Here is a 16,049-nt window from a genome sequence, read left to right as displayed (position 1 = left end):
CCTTCAGGGGGCGGGGACGGTGTCGGTGAACGTGGTGGAGGCCGCCCGGAAGGCGGCGACCCTGCTCAGCACGTCGGCGGGCGCGACGACCTCGTTCCTGCTGTGGTAGACCCAGTCGACCTGCTGGCGGTAGGTGCGCGGGGCGGAGCCGCCCTGCAGGTCGATGAACCACTGGTTGAACATGATCCACATAGGCGTCTCGGGATAGTAGGCGTCGCCGTGGTCGGCGAACAGGCGCCCGTCGACGTAGTACCTGATCCGGCCGCCGGAGACCTGGATCACCAGGTCGTGCCAGCCGGCGAAGCTCGCCCGCTCCTCGGTGTGGGTGTTGACGGCCTGCCAGGGATCGGCCTGGTAGGTCTCCCAGCTCGTGGCGTAGAGGATGTTGCCGGGCTCTCCCCAGCCGCCGTTGGGCAGGTACTCGAAGTCCAGCTCGCCGTAGTCCGGGTCCATGTTCTGCCGGAGCGGCGTGATGGTGAAGAACGTCTGCACCACGTGCTCGCCGTCGGGGCCGGACAGCGGGGCGTCGCTGAACTTCACCCGGGCGGCGTAGGTGCCCTCGAAGAACTTGCGGGAGGCGGTCGAGAGCTCGGTGTGCACGGTGCCCGCCCCGGTGCCGTCGGTGGAGGAGTCGAGCTGCAGGACCTGGCCGCCCTCCGCCGAGGGGAAGGTGACCGCGCCGGGCGACCAGGTCGCGCCGGGCACGCCCGGACCGCCGGAGGCGGAGCGCACCGTCCAGCCGCGCTGCGCCAGCCGCGGATCGGACGAGCCGGTGTAGGCGAAGTCGTCGAAGAGCGTGCCCTGGCCGCCCGGGTTCCCCGTCGGGGTGACGGTGGGCGTCGGTGTGGGCTCCCCGCTCCCGCCGCCCGCCGGAGTGCCCCAGACGAGCCGCCCGCCGGCGTAGACGGCCACCTTGTCCCAGTCTCCGTAGGAGGTGCGGCCCGCCCCGAAGGAGTGGTCGTCGGACTGGGTGAAGTTCTGCCAGTCGGTGCGGTGGAAGCGCAGCTGCATGTCGCCGGTGTCCGCGCCGGGGGCCAGCGTCCCGGAGGTGAAGCCGACCTCCAGGTACCGGTCGGCGCCCGCGACCGGGCTCGCCAGCGGGACGAAGTGCCCGGTCACGGTGGAGCAGCTCACCACCGCCCATGAGCAGGCGAACCGGTAGGAGGTCTCACCCGTGAAGTAGTAGCGGATCTTCACCTGGCTGAGCGGGACGGGCTCGGTTCCGTCGTTGACGAGCTTGAACCACGGCTCGGCCTGTGCGGTGACGGCTCCGGCGGCGCTGGTCTTGTACTGCAGGCGCAGCGCCTGGGCGGCCGAGGCCGGCGAGGCCAGGGCGACGGCCACCAGGACGAGGGGCAGGGTCAGTGCGAGGATGATCTTCAAGGGGGGTCGGGGCATGGGCGGATCTCCTTCTGAGCGGCCCCCGAGGTGTTCGATGGCACGGCGAGGCGGACCCTCGCGTGGTGTCCGGCGTGCGGGGGGGACCCGTCGCCGGATGCCCGGCGGGACGCAGCGGGCCTTCACCGGTTCCGTGACGGGGTGGGAGGACCCCTTCGCCGGCCGCGTCTTGGCGGCTGCGTCTTCAGCGGATGTGTCCCAGGGAGCGGGCGGGCCCGCGCCGTTCAGCCGCCCCTGCGGATGCGGCCCGCGTACCGGGCCTCCAGGGCGAGGTTGTGCGCGTCCCCCTCGGGGACGTTCGCCGACAGGTACACCGGCGGCGTCCGGCCGGCGGCGAGCATCTCGGCGACGGCACCGGTGACGACGAGCTGGGCGAGCAGGGCCGAGGTGATCGTGGAGACCGCCGCCACGGCGCCGCCGCCCGGGAGCGGGAGCACCGCGTCGCCGTACGGCGCCCGGTTGTCGAGCACCACGTCGGCGAGGTCGCACAGTCTGCGGCCCGAGGGGTGCCGGGCCGGGACGGCGGAGCTGTGCGCGAGAGAGGTGATGGCGATCAGGTCGTGACCGCGCTCCTTCACCTGGGTGGCCAGCTCGACGACGACGCCGTTGACGCCGGAGCTGGAGATGACGACGAACAGGTCGCCGTCCGCGATCGGGGCGGCGTCGAGGATCCGGTGGGCGACCGCGGGGTCGCGTTCGAGGTCGTAGCGTTCGAGTTCGCTCCGGTCGGCCCCGCCGTACAGGACGATGTCCCGCAGCGCGAGCCGGTTGGTCGGCACGAGGCCTCCCGCACGGCCGGCGATCTCCATGGCGACCGCCTCGGAGTGGCCCGAGCCGAACGCCTGGATGACGCCGCCGCCGTCCAGCGCCCCCGCGACCAGCGCGGCGGCGGCCCTGATGGGGTCCGCCTGCTCGACGGGGATGGACCGGACGAGGTCCGCTATGTGCCGGACGTAGGCGTCCGGGTCCGGGAGGTCCGGCCCCGGCGGGCCGGCGGGTCGCCGGGCGTCCGGTGGGTCCGGAGCCCGCGCCCCCGGGTCGGGGCGGGAGGGGTTCCCTCCCGTCACATCGGTTTCCGCGGTCATGTGTCTCCTTCCGGGAGCCGGTGCCCGGTCACCGCACGGACGGTCAGGTCGAACGCCTTCCGGGTGCGCTCGTAGGTGCGCTGCGCGACCGAGACGTAGATCACGTCGAGGACGAGCAGCTGGGAGTGGATCGCGGCGAACCCTTCCGAGCGGAAGGTCGTCTCCCTGCTGGAGGTGGTGACCACCAGCTCGGCCACCTCGGCCAGCGGCGACCTCGGGTGCGAGGTGACCGCCACGGTGATCGCGCCGTGGCTGCCCGCCTCGGCGAGCACCTCGATGGCCTCGCGGGTCCTGCCGCTGTGCGAGATGCCGATCGCCACGTCGCCCTGGCCGAGCAGGGCGGCGTCGGTCAGCGCGCTGTGCGCGTCGGACCGGCTCCAGGTCGGGATGCGGATGCGCTGCAGGCGGTACTCCATCTCGCTGGCCACCGCCGCGCTGCTGGAGACCCCGAACAGCAGCACCCGGCCGGCCTGGGCGATCGCGCCCGCGGCCTTCTCCACGGTGGCCAGGTCGAGCTGGGCGGCGGTCTCCTGGATCAGGCGGATGTCGTTGCCCGAGACCACGCCCAGCACCCGGTCGAGGCCGTCGTCCGGCAGGATCTCCTGCCCGATGTCGGTCTCCCAGCGCTGCCGCGCGGCCCGGCCGGTCTCGGTGGCGAGGGCCACGCGCAGCTCGGCGTAGCCGCCGAACCCGAGCCCGCGGCAGAACCGGGTGATCGTGGCGGTCGAGGTGCCGCTGCGCTCGGCCAGGTCGACGATCGTCGACCGCGCGGCCTCGGCCGGGTCGGTGAGGATCACCTCGGCCACCTTGCGCAGCGCCTCGGGCATCTCGCCCTGCTCGGTCCTGATCCTGCCCAGCAGTCCCACCACCGCTCCCTCCGTCTTGTTGGTGAAAATTATGCTCATAGACTAGTGCCGTCAAGGCTTTCGGGTAATAATTTTTGACATGAGCGTGGTACTCGGCGTGGACGCCGGTGGGACGTCATCTCGCGCGGTGGCCGTCACGACGGCCGGCACCGTACTGGGCCGCGGCAGGGCGGGCGGGGGCAACCCCGTGGCGCTGGGCGCCGGGAAGGCCTTCGCCAACCTCGGCCTGGCCGTGCGAGCCGCCCTGGCGCCGGTGGACCCCGCGCGGGTGAAGGCGGTGACCGTCGGGCTGGCCGGTTCGGGGATGCTGCGGGACCCGGCCGTGCGGGGCGCGCTGGAGGAGGCCCTGCGCGGCTGCGGGCTGGCGGTCGCCCCCCGGGTGGTGGGTGACGTGGTGGCGGCCTTCGCGGCGGGTACGGCCGCGCGGTCGGGAACGGTCCTGATCTCCGGCACCGGGGCCGTAGCGGCGCGGATCGCCGACCACGAGCCGGTGGCGCTGTCCGACGGGTACGGCTGGCTGCTCGGCGACGAGGGGTCGGCGTTCTGGCTCGGCCGGGCCGCGGCCCGTGCCGCCGTCAGGCAAGCGGGTGGTGAACAGGCGGGCGGTGAACAGGCGGGCGGTGGACCGGCGGCACGCGACGCGGGCATGCTGACGCGGCTCGTCGTCCGGCACCTGCTGCCCGCGGCCGTCAAGGATCACGAGGGCGGCGAGGGCGGCGAGGGCGGCGAGGGCGGCGAGATCATCGTGCCGGACGGGGAACTGGCCGACCTGCTCGCCGCGGCCGCGCAGGCCCGCCACCCGCTGGCCCTGGCCGAGCTGGCCCCGCTGGTGAGCCGGGCGGCCGCCGCCGGGGACCCCGCGGCGAAGGCGATCGTGACCGGCGCCGCCGCCCGGCTGGCCCGGACCGTGTCCCGCGTGCACGCCCCCGGCCCGCGCACTCCGGTCGTGCTGGCCGGAAGCGTGCTGACGAGCGAGGGTCCCGTGCGCGGCGCCGTGCAGGACCTCCTCCGGCGGCGCTGGGACGGCGCTCCGGTCACCGTCGCGGGAGACGGCGCCGGAGCCGCCGCGTGGCTCGCGGCCGCGCCGTTCCTCGGCCCCGGAGAGGCGGCCGGCCTCCACCACCGGTTCACCCGCCCGCTCCCCGATCCCCCCGGATGACCGCCCCTCCCGGAGGACGGCCGGTTCCCGGGGGTGACGGCGGGCCCGCCCCGGCGGTACCGGTGCGGCGGCCATGGACACCGCCGCCGTCGGCGGGGATGCTCATGGCAGCTCCTGTGCATCTACTGTTCATCAGACAGACAGACAAAGTGATGTCAGGACATGGATGGGTCGCTTCCGGGCCCGGAGACGACTTCCGGGCCCCGAGAGGAGTCGTCATGGTTTCCATCGACCGAAGGTCCTTCCTGGCCACGACCGGCGGCGTCCTCGCCGGAGGGGTCGCGGTGAACACGCTCGGGGCCCACGCCGCCTGGGCGGAGGCGGGCCGCGCGCCGTCCGATCCCGGCGAGGTCGGCTACGGGGAGCTGCGCCGTACCGCCTCCCGCAACACTGGAGAGGAACTGCTCGCCCTGCCCGCCGGCTTCTCCTACACCGTCCTCGGCAGGACCGGGACCCCGATGGACGACGGCACGCCCACCCCGATCGCCCACGACGGGATGGCCGCCTTCCGCGGCTCCCGGCGGCACACCGTCCGCCTGATCCGCAACCACGAGGTCCGCACCCCGCCGGGGACGCCGGCCGGCCGGGTGCACGTCCCCGGTTCGGCCCGCTACGACGAGCTCGGCGTCGGCGGGACGACCACGCTGGAGGTGGACCTGCGCAGCGGCGAGGTGGTCCGCCACTTCGTCAGCCTCAACGGCACGGTCGTCAACTGCGCCGGCGGCCGGATGCTCGGCGACCGCGGCTGGCTGACCTGCGAGGAGACCACGGCGGGACCGGCGCAGGGCTGGCAGCGCAAGCACGGCTACATCTTCGAGGTCCCGCTGGAGGGACCCGCGCCGGGCAGGCCCGCGGCCTCGATGCCGATCACCGCGATGGGGCGCTTCTCGCACGAGGCCGTCGCGGTCGACCCGCGCACCGGCTACGTGTACGAGACCGAGGACGACTCCGGCAGGCCGAACGGCTTCTACCGCTACCGGCCCCGGGACCCGCGGAACCTGGCCGCCGGCGGCGTGCTCGAGATGCTGAAGGTCAGGGGGCGCGACGGATACGACTGCCGCGAGGGCCAGCGCATGGGCGCGCGCCTGCCGGTGGAGTGGGTGACCGTCGACAGTCCCGACCCCGATCTGGAGGGCGGCGCCCCGACCTGCGCCCAGCAGGGCCTGGCCAAGGGAGCGGCGATGTTCAACCGCCTGGAGGGCTGCTGGTGGGGCGACGGCGGCGTGTTCTTCAACTCCACCAGCGGCGGCGACGCCAAGAACGGCGACGCGCCGGGCGCCGACGGGTTCGCCGAGGGCTACGGGCAGGTCTGGCGGTACGTCCCCGGCCGCCGCGGCGGCGGGACACTGGTGCTGGTGTACGAGTCGCCCGGCCGCCGGGAGCTCGACTCTCCCGACAACCTGACCTTCACCCCGCGCGGCGGCATCGTGCTGTGCGAGGACGACGCCTCCGACGCCGACGCCGACCCGCACCCGCTGGCCCCGGGCCTGGCCAACGTCAACCGGCTGATCGGCCTGGACCCGCGCGGCGGGCAGCCGTTCGAGTTCGCGGTCAACATCGCCGACGACAGCGAGTTCGCCGGGGCGTGCTTCAGCCCCGACGGCGCGGTGCTGTTCGCCAACAACCTCGGCAGCACCACCGCGACCGACCCGCCGGGCCGTACCTATGCGATCCGCGGCCCGTGGAGCCGCGGGCCGCTGTAAGAAGACGGCACCGCAGGAGGACGGCACCGCAAGAGGAGGTCGCCGCGAGAGGACGGCGCCGCCGGGCGTGGCGCGCTTCTGGACGGCCGCGCCTGGCGGGTTTCCGCCAGGACGGGTTTCCGCCACCGAACGGCGTTCCGGGGAGAAGACCGGCTGGGCTAGATCTCTTCCATGCCCCTCATCCCACCCGGCCGCCGGCGGGCGCTGGCGGCCGGAGCGCTCTCCGCCGCGCTCGTCGCAACCGGCCCGCACGCCGCCCACGCCGCCCCCGCCGGGACCGCCGCCCCCACCGCCCCCACCGGACCCGGCGGGTCCACCGCATCCACCCCGCAGGGCGAGGAGTTCACGGTCACCCTCCTCACCGGCGACCGGGTCCGTATCGTCGACGGCCCCGGAGACGCCGACGCCGTCACCGTCGCCAGGCCCGCCGGCGCCGAGGGCGGCGTCCAGGTCCGGCGGGTCTCCGGCGACACGTACGTGCTCCCCGACGAGGCCGTCCCGCTCATCACGGCCGGGAGCCTGGACGAGCGCCTGTTCAATGTCACCACGCTCATCGAGATGGGCTACGACGACGCGCGCAGCGACGGCCTGCCGGTGATCACCACCTACGCGGGCGCGCTGCCGCGCACGGTGGCCGCGCCGCGGGGCGCCGAGGTCGTGCGCCGCCTGCCCAGCATCAGGGGCGCCGCGCTCACGGCCGGCAAGAAGCAGGCCCGTGTGTTCTGGGAGGCGATCGCCTCCGGCGGCGCGCGGCGCCTGGCCGGCGGCGTCGACCGGATCTGGCTGGACGGCAAGGCCCGGGCCGCGCTGAAGGACAGCGTCCCGCGGGTGGGCGCGCCGCAGGCGTGGGCGGCGGGCTTCGACGGCACCGGCGTCAAGGTCGCGGTGCTCGACACCGGAGTCGACGACACCCATCCCGACCTCTCCGGGCGGATCGCGGAGAAGACCAGCTTCGTGCCGGGTGAGGACGCCGGGGACGCGGACGGCCACGGCACGCACGTCGCCTCCACCATCGCGGGCACGGGCGCGGCCTCCTCCGGCGCGAACAAGGGCGTCGCCCCCGGCGCCGACCTGGTGATCGGCAAGGTGCTCGGAAACGACGGCTACGGCCAGGACTCCTGGATCATCGCCGGCATGGAGTGGGCCGCCGCCCAGGGCGCCGCCGTGGTCAACATGAGCCTGGGCAGCAGCGTCCCCGACGAGGGCGACGACCCCATGGCGCTGGCGGTGGACCGGCTGTCCGAGCAGTACGGCACGCTGTTCGTGATCGCCGCGGGCAACAGCTACTCCTCCGGCTCCATCGGCGCGCCGGGCTCGGCCGCCACGGCGCTGACCGTGGGCGCGGTCGACACGTCCGACCGGCGCGCGGAGTTCTCCAGCTGGGGCCCGCTCGTCCGGACCGGCGGCCTCAAGCCGGACCTCTCCGCGCCCGGCGTGGCCATCGAGGCCGCGCGTTCCTCCCTCAGCCCCGGGGAGGGTCCCTACCGGTCGCTCGACGGCACCTCGATGGCCACCCCGCATGTGGCGGGCGCCGCGGCGATCCTCGCCCAGCGCCACCCGGACTGGACCGGGCAGCGGCTCAAGGACGCGCTGATGAGCACGGCCGCGGCGCTGCCGTACGAGCCGTTCCAGCAGGGCACCGGAAGGCTCGACGTCGCCGCAGCGATCACCGCCGCCGTCACCGCGACGGGCTCGGTGCCCGCCGCGTTCTACGACTGGCCGCACGCCGCCGGCGACGAGAAGGCCACCCGGACCATCGCCTACCGCAACCACGGCGACGCCGAGGTCACGCTGGACCTGGCCGTCTCCGGCTCCGGCGCGGCCGCCCTGTCCGCGCCGCGGGTCACCGTACCGGCCGGCGGGCGGGCCGAGGTGACGCTCACCCTCGACCCGGCCGCGCTGGAGCCGGGAACGCAGGTGTCCGGGCTGGTCACGGCCGTCTCCGGCACGACCGTGCTGCGGACCGCGTTCGGCGCGGTCAAGGAGCGGGAGCTGCACGACCTGACGCTGAAGCTGCGCGACCGGGACGGCGAGCCCGCCGACGGCACCGTCGTGCTGGCCGACCTGAACGGCGACGCCACGCCGTACGCGGTGAGCGGCGAGCGCACGCTGCGCCTGCCGCCCGGCACCTACATGGCCTGGTCGGTGCTCGACGTCCGGGGCGAGCGGGCCGACGCGCTGGGCGTGGCGATGCTCGTCGACCCCGAGACCGTGCTGGACCGCCCCTCCGAGATCGTGCTCGACGCGAGCAGGGCCCGCCGGGCGAGCGCCACCACCCCCCGGGCGGCCGAGGACCGGCAGCGGCGGCTGGACTTCCACCGCGCCGTCCCGTCCGGTCCGGGCATCAGGGGCGCCTACCTGCTGCCCGTCCGCTACGACGACGTCTACGTCTCGCCGACCGGGAAGGTCGCCACCGGTTCGTTCGGCTACCTGACCCGCTGGCGCAAGGGCGAGCCGCGGATCTCGCTGGCCGTGCCGGGGCGTCCGGAGATCGCGGCCGTGCCGCAGCCCGGCGGCGCCATCAAGGATGGCAGGGCCGTGCTGCGGACGGTCCGCGCGGGCACCGGCGCAGCCGGGGACTACGCGGGCCTGGACGCCCGGGGCAAGGCCGTCGTCGTACGGCGCAGCGACGAGGTCCCGCCCGCCGAGCGCGCCGCCCAGGCGGTCAAGGCCGGGGCGAGCCTGCTGCTGGTCGTCAACGACCGGCCCGGCGTGCTGAGCGAGTACTACGGCGAGGACCTGCCGATCACGATCGCCGCCCTGTCCAGGGACACCGGCGAGAACCTGGGCAGGACGCTGGTCGTCACCCGCACGGCGTTCCCCTCCTACCTCTACGACCTGGCCGACGTCCACCCCGCGGGCGTGCCCGACAGGGATCTGACCTACCGCGCGGACGAGCGCCGGAACCTGGCCCGCGTCACCAACGTCATGCACGGTGCGCTCACCCCGCAGACCGGCGGCGGCTACCGCTACGACCTGCCGGCCGGCTGGGGCCCGGGAGCCGGCTTCGAGGAGACCGAGGTCTTCCCCGCCACCCGCACCGAGTGGGTCTCCACCGGGCCGGGCGTCACCTGGTACGAGAACCACACCATCGGCGACGGCCTGTGGGAGATGCGGCAGACGCCGCGCGTCTACCGGCCGGGCGAGCGGGCCGCGCAGGAGTGGTTCGGCCCCGTCGTGCGGCCGCGTGTCCGCACCGAGTACTGGGGCCCGTTCCGGCAGGGCAACGACATGCAGTTCAACATCCCGTCACTGGCCGACGGCTCGCCCGCCCACTCCGGATCGGACGCGGCGACCGAGTACGACACCTCCTCCATCGCGCTCTACCAGGGCGACAAGCTGATCAGGAAGCAGCCGGGCCGGGCGCTGGTGGCCTGGGACGGCATCGCCCCCGAGGCGCTGCCGTACCGGCTGGTGCTCGACACGGTCCGGGACCCGCGGATGTGGCGGACCTCGGCCCGCGTGCGCACCGAGTGGGGCTTCACCTCCGCCGCCGACCCGTCCGACCCGTGGAAGCGGGTGGACATCCCGCTCCTGCAGCTCGACTACGGCCTCCGCGTGACGGGCGCCCGGACCGAGATCACCCTGTCGGGCGCCGTGCAGGAGGGCCTGCCGGTCACCGGTGCGGCCACCGAGGCGACGCTGGCCGTCTCCTACGACGACGGCGCGACCTGGCAGCCGGTGCGGCTGCGGGCCGAGGGCGCCGGGCGATGGACGGCGGCCGTGCGCGGCGGCGCGATCTCGCTGAAGGCGACGGCGGCCGACCGGGGTGGCCGGACGGTCAGCCAGGAGATCATCCGGGCGGTCGTCACGAAATAGAAGTCGTCACGAAGTAAAAACCGTGATGTCACAATTCGGGGCCGGAGACGACCGGCTCGCCTCCGGCCCCGCCCTCTCTCCCATACTGGTCGGCATTCCCGCCGACCGGAGGAGGAAGGGCGCGGTGCTGGAGGGGCTGGGGCTCACCGCCGGGGAGGAGGCGGTCTACCGCCACCTGATCACCAGGCCCTCGGCGACCCCCGCCGAGCTGGGCGCGGCCCTGGCCAGACCGCAGGCCGGGGTCGAGGACGATCTCGCGGCGCTGACCGGCCACGGCCTGGTGTCCCGCCTGGCGGGCACGCCGGTCCGCTACGTCGCCGCGCCGCCGACCGTGGCGCTGGGCGCGCTGCTCACCGCGCGCCGGGAGCAGTTGCACAGCGCCGAGCTGGCCCTGGCGACGCTGGCCGAGCAGCACCGCATGGCCTCCACCGGGCGCGCCGCCGGGGACCTGATCGAGGTGGTCACCGGCGTCGAGGCGGTACGGCAGCGCTTCCTGCAGGTCCAGCAGGCCGCCTCCGAACGGGTGCGCTGCTTCTCCACCGCCCCGTTCGTCGCCGTGCCGCCGGGCGAGAATCCCGCCGAGAACCAGAGCCTGGACCGCGGCGTCACCTACCGCGTCGTCCTGGAACGCGAGGTGCTGGCCGCGCCCGGCGCGGTCGCCGAGGCGCTCTCCTCGCTCCGCAGGGGCGTCGAGGTCAGGGTGGCCGAGACACTGCCGATCAAGCTGATGATGGCCGACCGGGAGCTCGCGCTGGTGCCGCTGACCACCGAGCCCGGCGGAGAGCCCGCCGCGGTCCTGCTGCACCGCAGCGGGCTGCTGACCGCGCTGGAGGCGTTGTTCGAGTCGGAGTGGCGGCGCGCCTACCCACTGCGCGTGGACGCCTCCGGCGGGCTCGCGGAGGATCCGGAGCCCGCGATCGGCCCGCTCGACCGGAAGATCCTCACTCTGCTCCTGGCCGGGCTGACCGACGAGGCGGTGGCCGGGCAGCTCGACCTGTCGGTGCGCACGCTCCAGCGGCGGGTGCGCGGGCTGATGGACCTGGCGGGGGCGCGCACCCGTGTCCAGCTCGGCTGGCACGCCGCGCACCGGGGCTGGGCCTGATCCCGGCCCGCCGGGGGAATCGGCTCCGGCGTCTCGACATCGTGCGCGCGGGGTGCTGGGATCGGAAATGTCGTACGCCGGTGCCAGGATCGGCCGGCGGGACGTCGCGATGCCGTGGATGTTCCCGATGTCCCCGACGGAAGGAAACGATCGTGGCTTTCGCGGGTGGCGGGCCGCCCCCGGACGACATCGTCGTCGAGGCCCTGCGCGCCGGTGACGAGGCGATGTTCGCGTCGCTGCTCGACGCCTGGTCGCCGGGGATGCTCCGGCTGGCCCGCGCCTACGTGTCCACCGACGACTCCGCGCAGGAGGTCGTGCAGGACGCCTGGCTGGCGGTGGTCGAGGGGATCGACGGGTTCGAGGGCCGCTCGTCGGTCAAGACCTGGGTCCACCGGATCCTGGTCAACACGGCCAAGAAGCGCGGCGCCCGCGAGCGGCGGGCGATCCCCTGGAGCAGCGCCTTCCGGCCGCCCGTGGGACCGGCCGCCGATTCCGCCCGCTCCCCGGACGGGGACGGCCTGCCGCCCGGCCCGTGGAAGGACTTCTCCGTGCTCTGGCCGACCCCGGAGGACGAGGCGCTCGCCGCCGAGGTCCGCGGCCAGATCGCGGCGGCCCTGGCCGGTCTGCCGGCCAGGCAGCGGACCGTGATCACGCTTCGCGACGTCGAGGGGTGCACATCGGCGGAGGTCTGCGAGATCCTGGACATCTCCGCGGCCAACCAGCGGGTCCTGCTGCACCGCGCCCGGGCGTGGGTGCGGGGGCGGATCGAGGACTACTTCGAGACGGTGGGGCGGCCGGCGTAGTGGAACGGTTCATCTCAACACAGGTAAGGCGGTCGACGCCGTGAAGCGGTTCAGGTGCGCTGATGTGGCGGAACTCGTCACCGCCTACCTCGATGACGCCCTCGACGCGCCGGTGCGGCGGCGCATGGACGAGCACCTGACCTGCTGCGCCGGGTGCGGCCGCCGTCTCGACCAGTTCCGCGCCGTCATCGGCGTCCTCGGCACGCCGCCGGCCGAGGACCTCCGCGGTGACGTGCGCGACCGGCTGATGTCCGCCTTCCGCGACCGCCGCCGCGGCTGAGGGACGCCTCCGCCGGGCCTGAGGCCCCCTCCGCACCGCGTCGGGCACCGCAGGACCGGAGAATTCCGCCGGACCGTAGGACACCGCTGAGCTGGGAGGAGTCCCTCACGGCCGGTCCGCCGTACAACGATCTTCAGCGATCCCCGTAACGTTCGCGCGCCTCGCGGGTCTGTAGATCCATGCGTACCGGGCGGAAGGGGGGACGATGACCGGTCTGGCGGCCGATGAGACGCCGATCCGGGACCGTGCGGAGGTGGAGGGTTTCGCGCGGGACTGCTTCGGCGCCGCCGGGGGCCGGGCGGCGGGCGGCGACCGGGTCGGGGTCGAGCTGGAGTTCCTGGTCTTCGACCGCGCGGACGTCACCCGCCACGTCCCGCGGGCGCGGATCGAGGAGGCCCTCCCCCGGCTGACGGGCGGGAGCCGCGTGACGTTCGAGCCGGGAGGCCAGCTGGAGCTGTCCGGTCCGGCGGGCCCGCTCGCCGAGGCGATCGCCGGGCTGGAGGCCGACGTGACCGCCGTGCGCGAAGCCCTGCGGGAGGCGGGACTGGCCCTGGCCGGGGTGGGACTCGACCCGGTGAGGCCTCCGCGGCGGCAGCTGCGCCAGCCCCGCTACGACGCGATGGCGGAGTTCCTCGGCGCGCCGTACGGGCCGCTGATGATGTGCTCGACGGCGTCGATCCAGGTCAACCTTGACCTGGGCGGGCAGCCCGCCACGCGGTGGGAGCGCGCGCACCTGCTGGGGCCGGTGCTGGGCGCGGCCTTCGCCAACTCGCCGCTGGCCGGCGGCCGGCCCACGGGCTGGATGTCGGGCCGCCAGGCGGTGTGGGAGAACCTGGACCGCACGCGCACCGCCCCGGTCCCCGCGACCGGCGATCCCGCCGCCGACTGGGCGGAGTACCTCCTCGACGCCCGGCTCATGCTGGTGCGCGAGGACGGCGGCGGTTCCGGCGGGGAGGGGCGCGCGCCGCGGTTCCGCCCGGTCCTCGACGGCTCGACCTTCCGCGACTGGCTGGGCGCGTCCGGGCGTCCGCCGACCCTGGCGGATCTGGCCTACCACGCCACGACCCTCTTCCCCCCGGTACGGCCCCGCGGCTGGCTGGAGATCCGCTATCTCGACGCCCAGCACCCGGGGCTCTGGCCGGTGTGCGCGGCCGTGGCCCACGCACTGGTGACGGACGACCGGGCGGCCGGGGCGGCGCTGGCCGCCTGCGAGCCGTACCGGGGCCTGTGGTCCCGGGCGGCGCGGTGCGGGCTGCGGGACCCGCTGATGCGGCGGGCCGCCGAGGCCTGCTTCCGGACCGCGGTCGAGGCGCTGCCCCGCCTGGGGGCGTCCGCGGGCCTGGTCGGCGAGGTGGCCGCCTTCGCCGACCGCTACGTGGCGGCCGGCCGGTCCCCGGCCGACGACCTGGTGGATCTGGCGGGCCTTGCGGGGCGGTCCCTGCCGGACTGGCTGACCGAGGGGGCGCGGACGTGAGCGGGCGGGCCGACGGGCACGGCGCGTTCACGGATGCGGGCCCCGAGACGAGGAAGACCGTACGAACGGAAGGGCGGGCATGAACGGTATCGGGGAGCGGGACTTCGGGGGGCACGGCGTCCGGGAGCACGGCGTCCGGGGGCGGGAGGCCGAGGGGCGGGGCGTCGGCGAGCGGGACGAGGGAGAGCGGGACGTCAAGGAGCGGATCGCCGCCGGGCTGGCCGCCGTGCGGGACCGGTCGCTGGCCTACACCGACGCCGACGACGACCTGCTGGTGCGCCAGCACTCCCCGCTGATGTCCCCGCTGGTGTGGGACCTGGCGCACGTCGGCAACTACGAGGAGCTGTGGGTGCTCCGGGAGACCGGCGGCATCACGCCGCTCCGCCCCGAGATCGACGACCTCTACGACGCCTTCAAGCATCCCCGCAGGGACCGCCCGTCCCTGCCCATCCTGGGGCCGGAGGAGGCCCGCCGCTACATCTCCGGTGTGCGGGGCCGCGTGCTGGACGTGCTGGACGCCGTCGACCTGGACGGCCCCGACCCGCTGCGCCGGGACGGCTTCGTCTTCGGCCTGGTGATCCAGCACGAGCACCAGCACGACGAGACGATGCTCGCCACGCTGCAGTTGTCCGGGCGGCCGGGCCTGGTCGCCGAGGGCGGCCTGCCGCCCGGCCGGGCCGGGGCCCCGACCGGCGCCGAGGAGGTGTTCGTCCCCGGCGGCCCCTTCCTGATGGGCACCGACCTGCTGCCGTGGGCCTACGACAACGAGCGTCCGGCCCACCGGGTCGATCTGCCCGCCTACTGGATCGACAGGTTCCCGGTGAGCAACGGCGCCTACGCCGCCTTCGTCGAGGACGGCGGCTACGGCGACCCGCGCTGGTGGACGGCGGAGGGCCGGCGGTGGCTGCGGAGCAGCGGCGCCTTCGCCCCGCTGTTCTGGACCAGGGACGGCGGCACCTGGTGGCGCACCCGCTTCGGCCGTACGGAACCGGTGCCCATGGACGAGCCGGTCCAGCACGTGTGCTGGTACGAGGCCGACGCCTACGCCCGCTGGGCGGGCAGGAGACTGCCCACCGAGGCCGAGTGGGAGAAGGCCTGCGGCTGGGACCCGGAGGCCGGCCGTGCCCGGAAGTACCCCTGGGGAGACGGCGACCCCGGGCCCGGACGGGCCAACCTCGGCCACCGGGCGGCGCGCCCGGCACCGGTGGGCGCCTACCCGGCGGGGGCGAGCGCCTACGGCGCCGAGCAGATGATCGGGGAGGTGTGGGAGTGGACCTCCTCCCACTTCCTGCCGTATCCCGGCTTCCGCAGCTTCCCCTACCCCGAGTACAGCGAGGTCTTCTTCGGCCGCGACCACCGGGTGCTGCGCGGCGGCTCCTGGGCCGCCGACCCGGCGGCGGTCCGCACGACGTTCCGCAACTGGGACTACCCGGTCCGGCGGCAGATCTTCTCCGGTTTCCGCTGCGCCCGCTCGGCCTCCCGGGAGGAAGCCTGATGTGCCGTCACGCGGCCTGGCTGGGCGCCCCCCGCGCCCTCGCCTCACTGATCCACGAGCCGGAGCACGGCCTGCTCAGGCAGTCCTACGCGCCCCGGCTGCAGCGGTACGGCACGGTCAACGCCGACGGCTACGGCATGGGCTGGTACGACTCCGCCCACCCCGAACCGGTCCGCTACCGCCGTGCGGTCCCCGCCTGGACCGACGCCAACCTGCCCGCCCTGGCACGGGTGGCCCGCTCGCACTGCCTGCTGGCCGCCGTCCGGTCGGCCACGGTCGGCATGCCGGTCGAGGAGACGGCCACCGCGCCCTTCACCGACGGGCGGTGGCTGCTCAGCCACAACGGCCGCGTCTCCCGGGACGCGGTCGGTGACCTCGCCGGCGACCTGCCCGACGGAGCGGAGAGCTCCTGCGACTCCGCCTGGCTGGCCGCCGCGGTGTTCCTGCGGCTGCGCGCCGGGCTCCCGCTCGGCGACGCCCTGGCCGGGGTCGTGGCCCACGCCGGGGCGAAGGACCCCGGCGCCCGGCTGAACCTGCTCGCCTGCGACGGCGCGTCGCTCGCCGCGACCGTCTGGGGCGACACCCTCTTCCTCCGCCACGACGACGGCTCCGGCGCCGGCGGCGGATCCGGTGGCGGCGTGCTCGTGGCGAGCGAGCCGCTGGACGGGCGGCCCGGCTGGCAGGCCGTACCGGAGCGGAGCCTGCTGCTCGTCTCGTCCGGCGGCGTGCACGTCCAGCCGATCTGACCCGCCGCACCCGATCCGACCCGCGCACCCGCCCGGCCCGACCGCCGCACCCGATCCGACCCGCAAGCGACCACCCCGACCCGCCGGCACCCGTTCCGGCCCGCCGGCGCCTGTTCCGC

Annotated in this window: 12 protein-coding genes; 9 read left to right on the top strand and 3 right to left on the bottom strand. The window is 75.0% G+C overall.

Annotated features, from left to right (window positions below):
- Window positions 1-3: 3 nt before the first annotated feature.
- From FHS22_RS31535 to FHS22_RS31525, 3 genes are all read right to left on the bottom strand, one after another.
- Window positions 4-1,398, bottom strand: coding sequence for a cellulose binding domain-containing protein (locus FHS22_RS31535; protein WP_184947824.1), 1,395 nt, complete (start codon window positions 1,396-1,398; stop codon window positions 4-6).
- Window positions 1,399-1,622: 224 nt separating this feature from the next.
- Window positions 1,623-2,483: a sugar isomerase domain-containing protein gene (locus FHS22_RS31530; protein ID WP_184947823.1), complete on the bottom strand. Its 861-nt coding sequence runs from the start codon at window positions 2,481-2,483 to the stop codon at window positions 1,623-1,625.
- The gene (locus tag FHS22_RS31525) at window positions 2,480-3,388 is read right to left on the bottom strand and encodes a MurR/RpiR family transcriptional regulator (protein ID WP_184947822.1); all 909 of its coding nucleotides are present in this window, start codon (window positions 3,386-3,388) and stop codon (window positions 2,480-2,482) included. Before FHS22_RS31525 ends, FHS22_RS31530 begins: the two co-directional genes overlap by 4 nt.
- 40 nt (window positions 3,389-3,428) lie before the next feature.
- Here FHS22_RS31525 and FHS22_RS31520 point away from each other — a divergent pair, with 40 nt between their 5' ends.
- From FHS22_RS31520 to egtC, 9 genes are all read left to right on the top strand, one after another.
- Window positions 3,429-4,508: an N-acetylglucosamine kinase gene (locus FHS22_RS31520; RefSeq protein WP_184947821.1), complete on the top strand. Its 1,080-nt coding sequence runs from the start codon at window positions 3,429-3,431 to the stop codon at window positions 4,506-4,508.
- Window positions 4,509-4,726: 218 nt separating this feature from the next.
- Window positions 4,727-6,211 carry an alkaline phosphatase PhoX gene (locus FHS22_RS31515; protein ID WP_184947819.1) on the top strand — a complete coding sequence of 495 codons (1,485 nt, stop codon included), beginning with the start codon at window positions 4,727-4,729 and terminating at the stop codon, window positions 6,209-6,211.
- A gap of 171 nt (window positions 6,212-6,382) precedes the next feature.
- Entirely contained in the window at window positions 6,383-10,030 is a 3,648-nt protein-coding gene (locus FHS22_RS31510) for a S8 family serine peptidase (RefSeq protein ID WP_221474361.1), read from the top strand.
- 25 nt (window positions 10,031-10,055) lie between these two features.
- Window positions 10,056-11,132 carry a helix-turn-helix domain-containing protein gene (locus tag FHS22_RS31505; RefSeq protein WP_221474360.1) on the top strand — a complete coding sequence of 359 codons (1,077 nt, stop codon included), beginning with the start codon at window positions 10,056-10,058 and terminating at the stop codon, window positions 11,130-11,132.
- A gap of 152 nt (window positions 11,133-11,284) precedes the next feature.
- A complete protein-coding gene (locus tag FHS22_RS31500) occupies window positions 11,285-11,935 on the top strand; it encodes an RNA polymerase sigma factor (protein WP_338048042.1) in 651 nt (216 codons plus the stop codon).
- A gap of 64 nt (window positions 11,936-11,999) precedes the next feature.
- Window positions 12,000-12,215, top strand: coding sequence for a zf-HC2 domain-containing protein (locus tag FHS22_RS31495; RefSeq protein WP_338048041.1), 216 nt, complete (start codon window positions 12,000-12,002; stop codon window positions 12,213-12,215).
- A gap of 205 nt (window positions 12,216-12,420) precedes the next feature.
- Window positions 12,421-13,689 (top strand): ergothioneine biosynthesis glutamate--cysteine ligase EgtA, encoded by a 1,269-nt coding sequence (egtA, locus tag FHS22_RS31490; protein ID WP_184947817.1) that lies wholly within the window; start codon window positions 12,421-12,423, stop codon window positions 13,687-13,689.
- Window positions 13,690-13,768: 79 nt separating this feature from the next.
- Window positions 13,769-15,184, top strand: a complete 1,416-nt coding sequence (gene egtB, locus FHS22_RS31485; RefSeq protein WP_184947815.1) for an ergothioneine biosynthesis protein EgtB — start codon at window positions 13,769-13,771, stop codon at window positions 15,182-15,184.
- On the top strand, window positions 15,184-15,930 hold the full coding sequence (egtC, locus tag FHS22_RS31480; RefSeq protein WP_184947813.1) for an ergothioneine biosynthesis protein EgtC: 747 nt from the start codon (window positions 15,184-15,186) through the stop codon (window positions 15,928-15,930). The genes egtB and egtC overlap by 1 nt, the downstream gene beginning before the upstream one ends.
- Window positions 15,931-16,049 lie beyond the last annotated feature (119 nt).

Origin of the sequence: Thiemannella venezuelensis (assembly GCF_014203605.1) — a bacterium.
Taxonomy (GTDB): Bacteria; Actinomycetota; Actinomycetes; order Streptosporangiales; family Streptosporangiaceae; genus Planomonospora_A; species Planomonospora_A venezuelensis.
Note: the sequence above shows the minus strand (reverse complement) of the source record. Positions and strands in the feature narration are given on the sequence as shown.

Excerpts from the sequence above, each read along its gene's own strand:
- FHS22_RS31535 (WP_184947824.1), bottom strand. The coding sequence starts at position 1,398 with ATGCCCCGACCCCCCTTGAAGATCATCCTCGCACTGACCCTGCCCCTC.
- FHS22_RS31530 (WP_184947823.1), bottom strand. The coding sequence starts at position 2,483 with ATGACCGCGGAAACCGATGTGACGGGAGGGAACCCCTCCCGCCCCGAC.
- FHS22_RS31525 (WP_184947822.1), bottom strand. The coding sequence starts at position 3,388 with ATGAGCATAATTTTCACCAACAAGACGGAGGGAGCGGTGGTGGGACTG.
- FHS22_RS31520 (WP_184947821.1), top strand. The coding sequence starts at position 3,429 with ATGAGCGTGGTACTCGGCGTGGACGCCGGTGGGACGTCATCTCGCGCG.
- FHS22_RS31515 (WP_184947819.1), top strand. The coding sequence starts at position 4,727 with ATGGTTTCCATCGACCGAAGGTCCTTCCTGGCCACGACCGGCGGCGTC.
- FHS22_RS31510 (WP_221474361.1), top strand. The coding sequence starts at position 6,383 with ATGCCCCTCATCCCACCCGGCCGCCGGCGGGCGCTGGCGGCCGGAGCG.
- FHS22_RS31505 (WP_221474360.1), top strand. The coding sequence starts at position 10,056 with ATGTCACAATTCGGGGCCGGAGACGACCGGCTCGCCTCCGGCCCCGCC.
- egtA (WP_184947817.1), top strand. The coding sequence starts at position 12,421 with ATGACCGGTCTGGCGGCCGATGAGACGCCGATCCGGGACCGTGCGGAG.
- egtB (WP_184947815.1), top strand. The coding sequence starts at position 13,769 with ATGAACGGTATCGGGGAGCGGGACTTCGGGGGGCACGGCGTCCGGGAG.
- egtC (WP_184947813.1), top strand. The coding sequence starts at position 15,184 with ATGTGCCGTCACGCGGCCTGGCTGGGCGCCCCCCGCGCCCTCGCCTCA.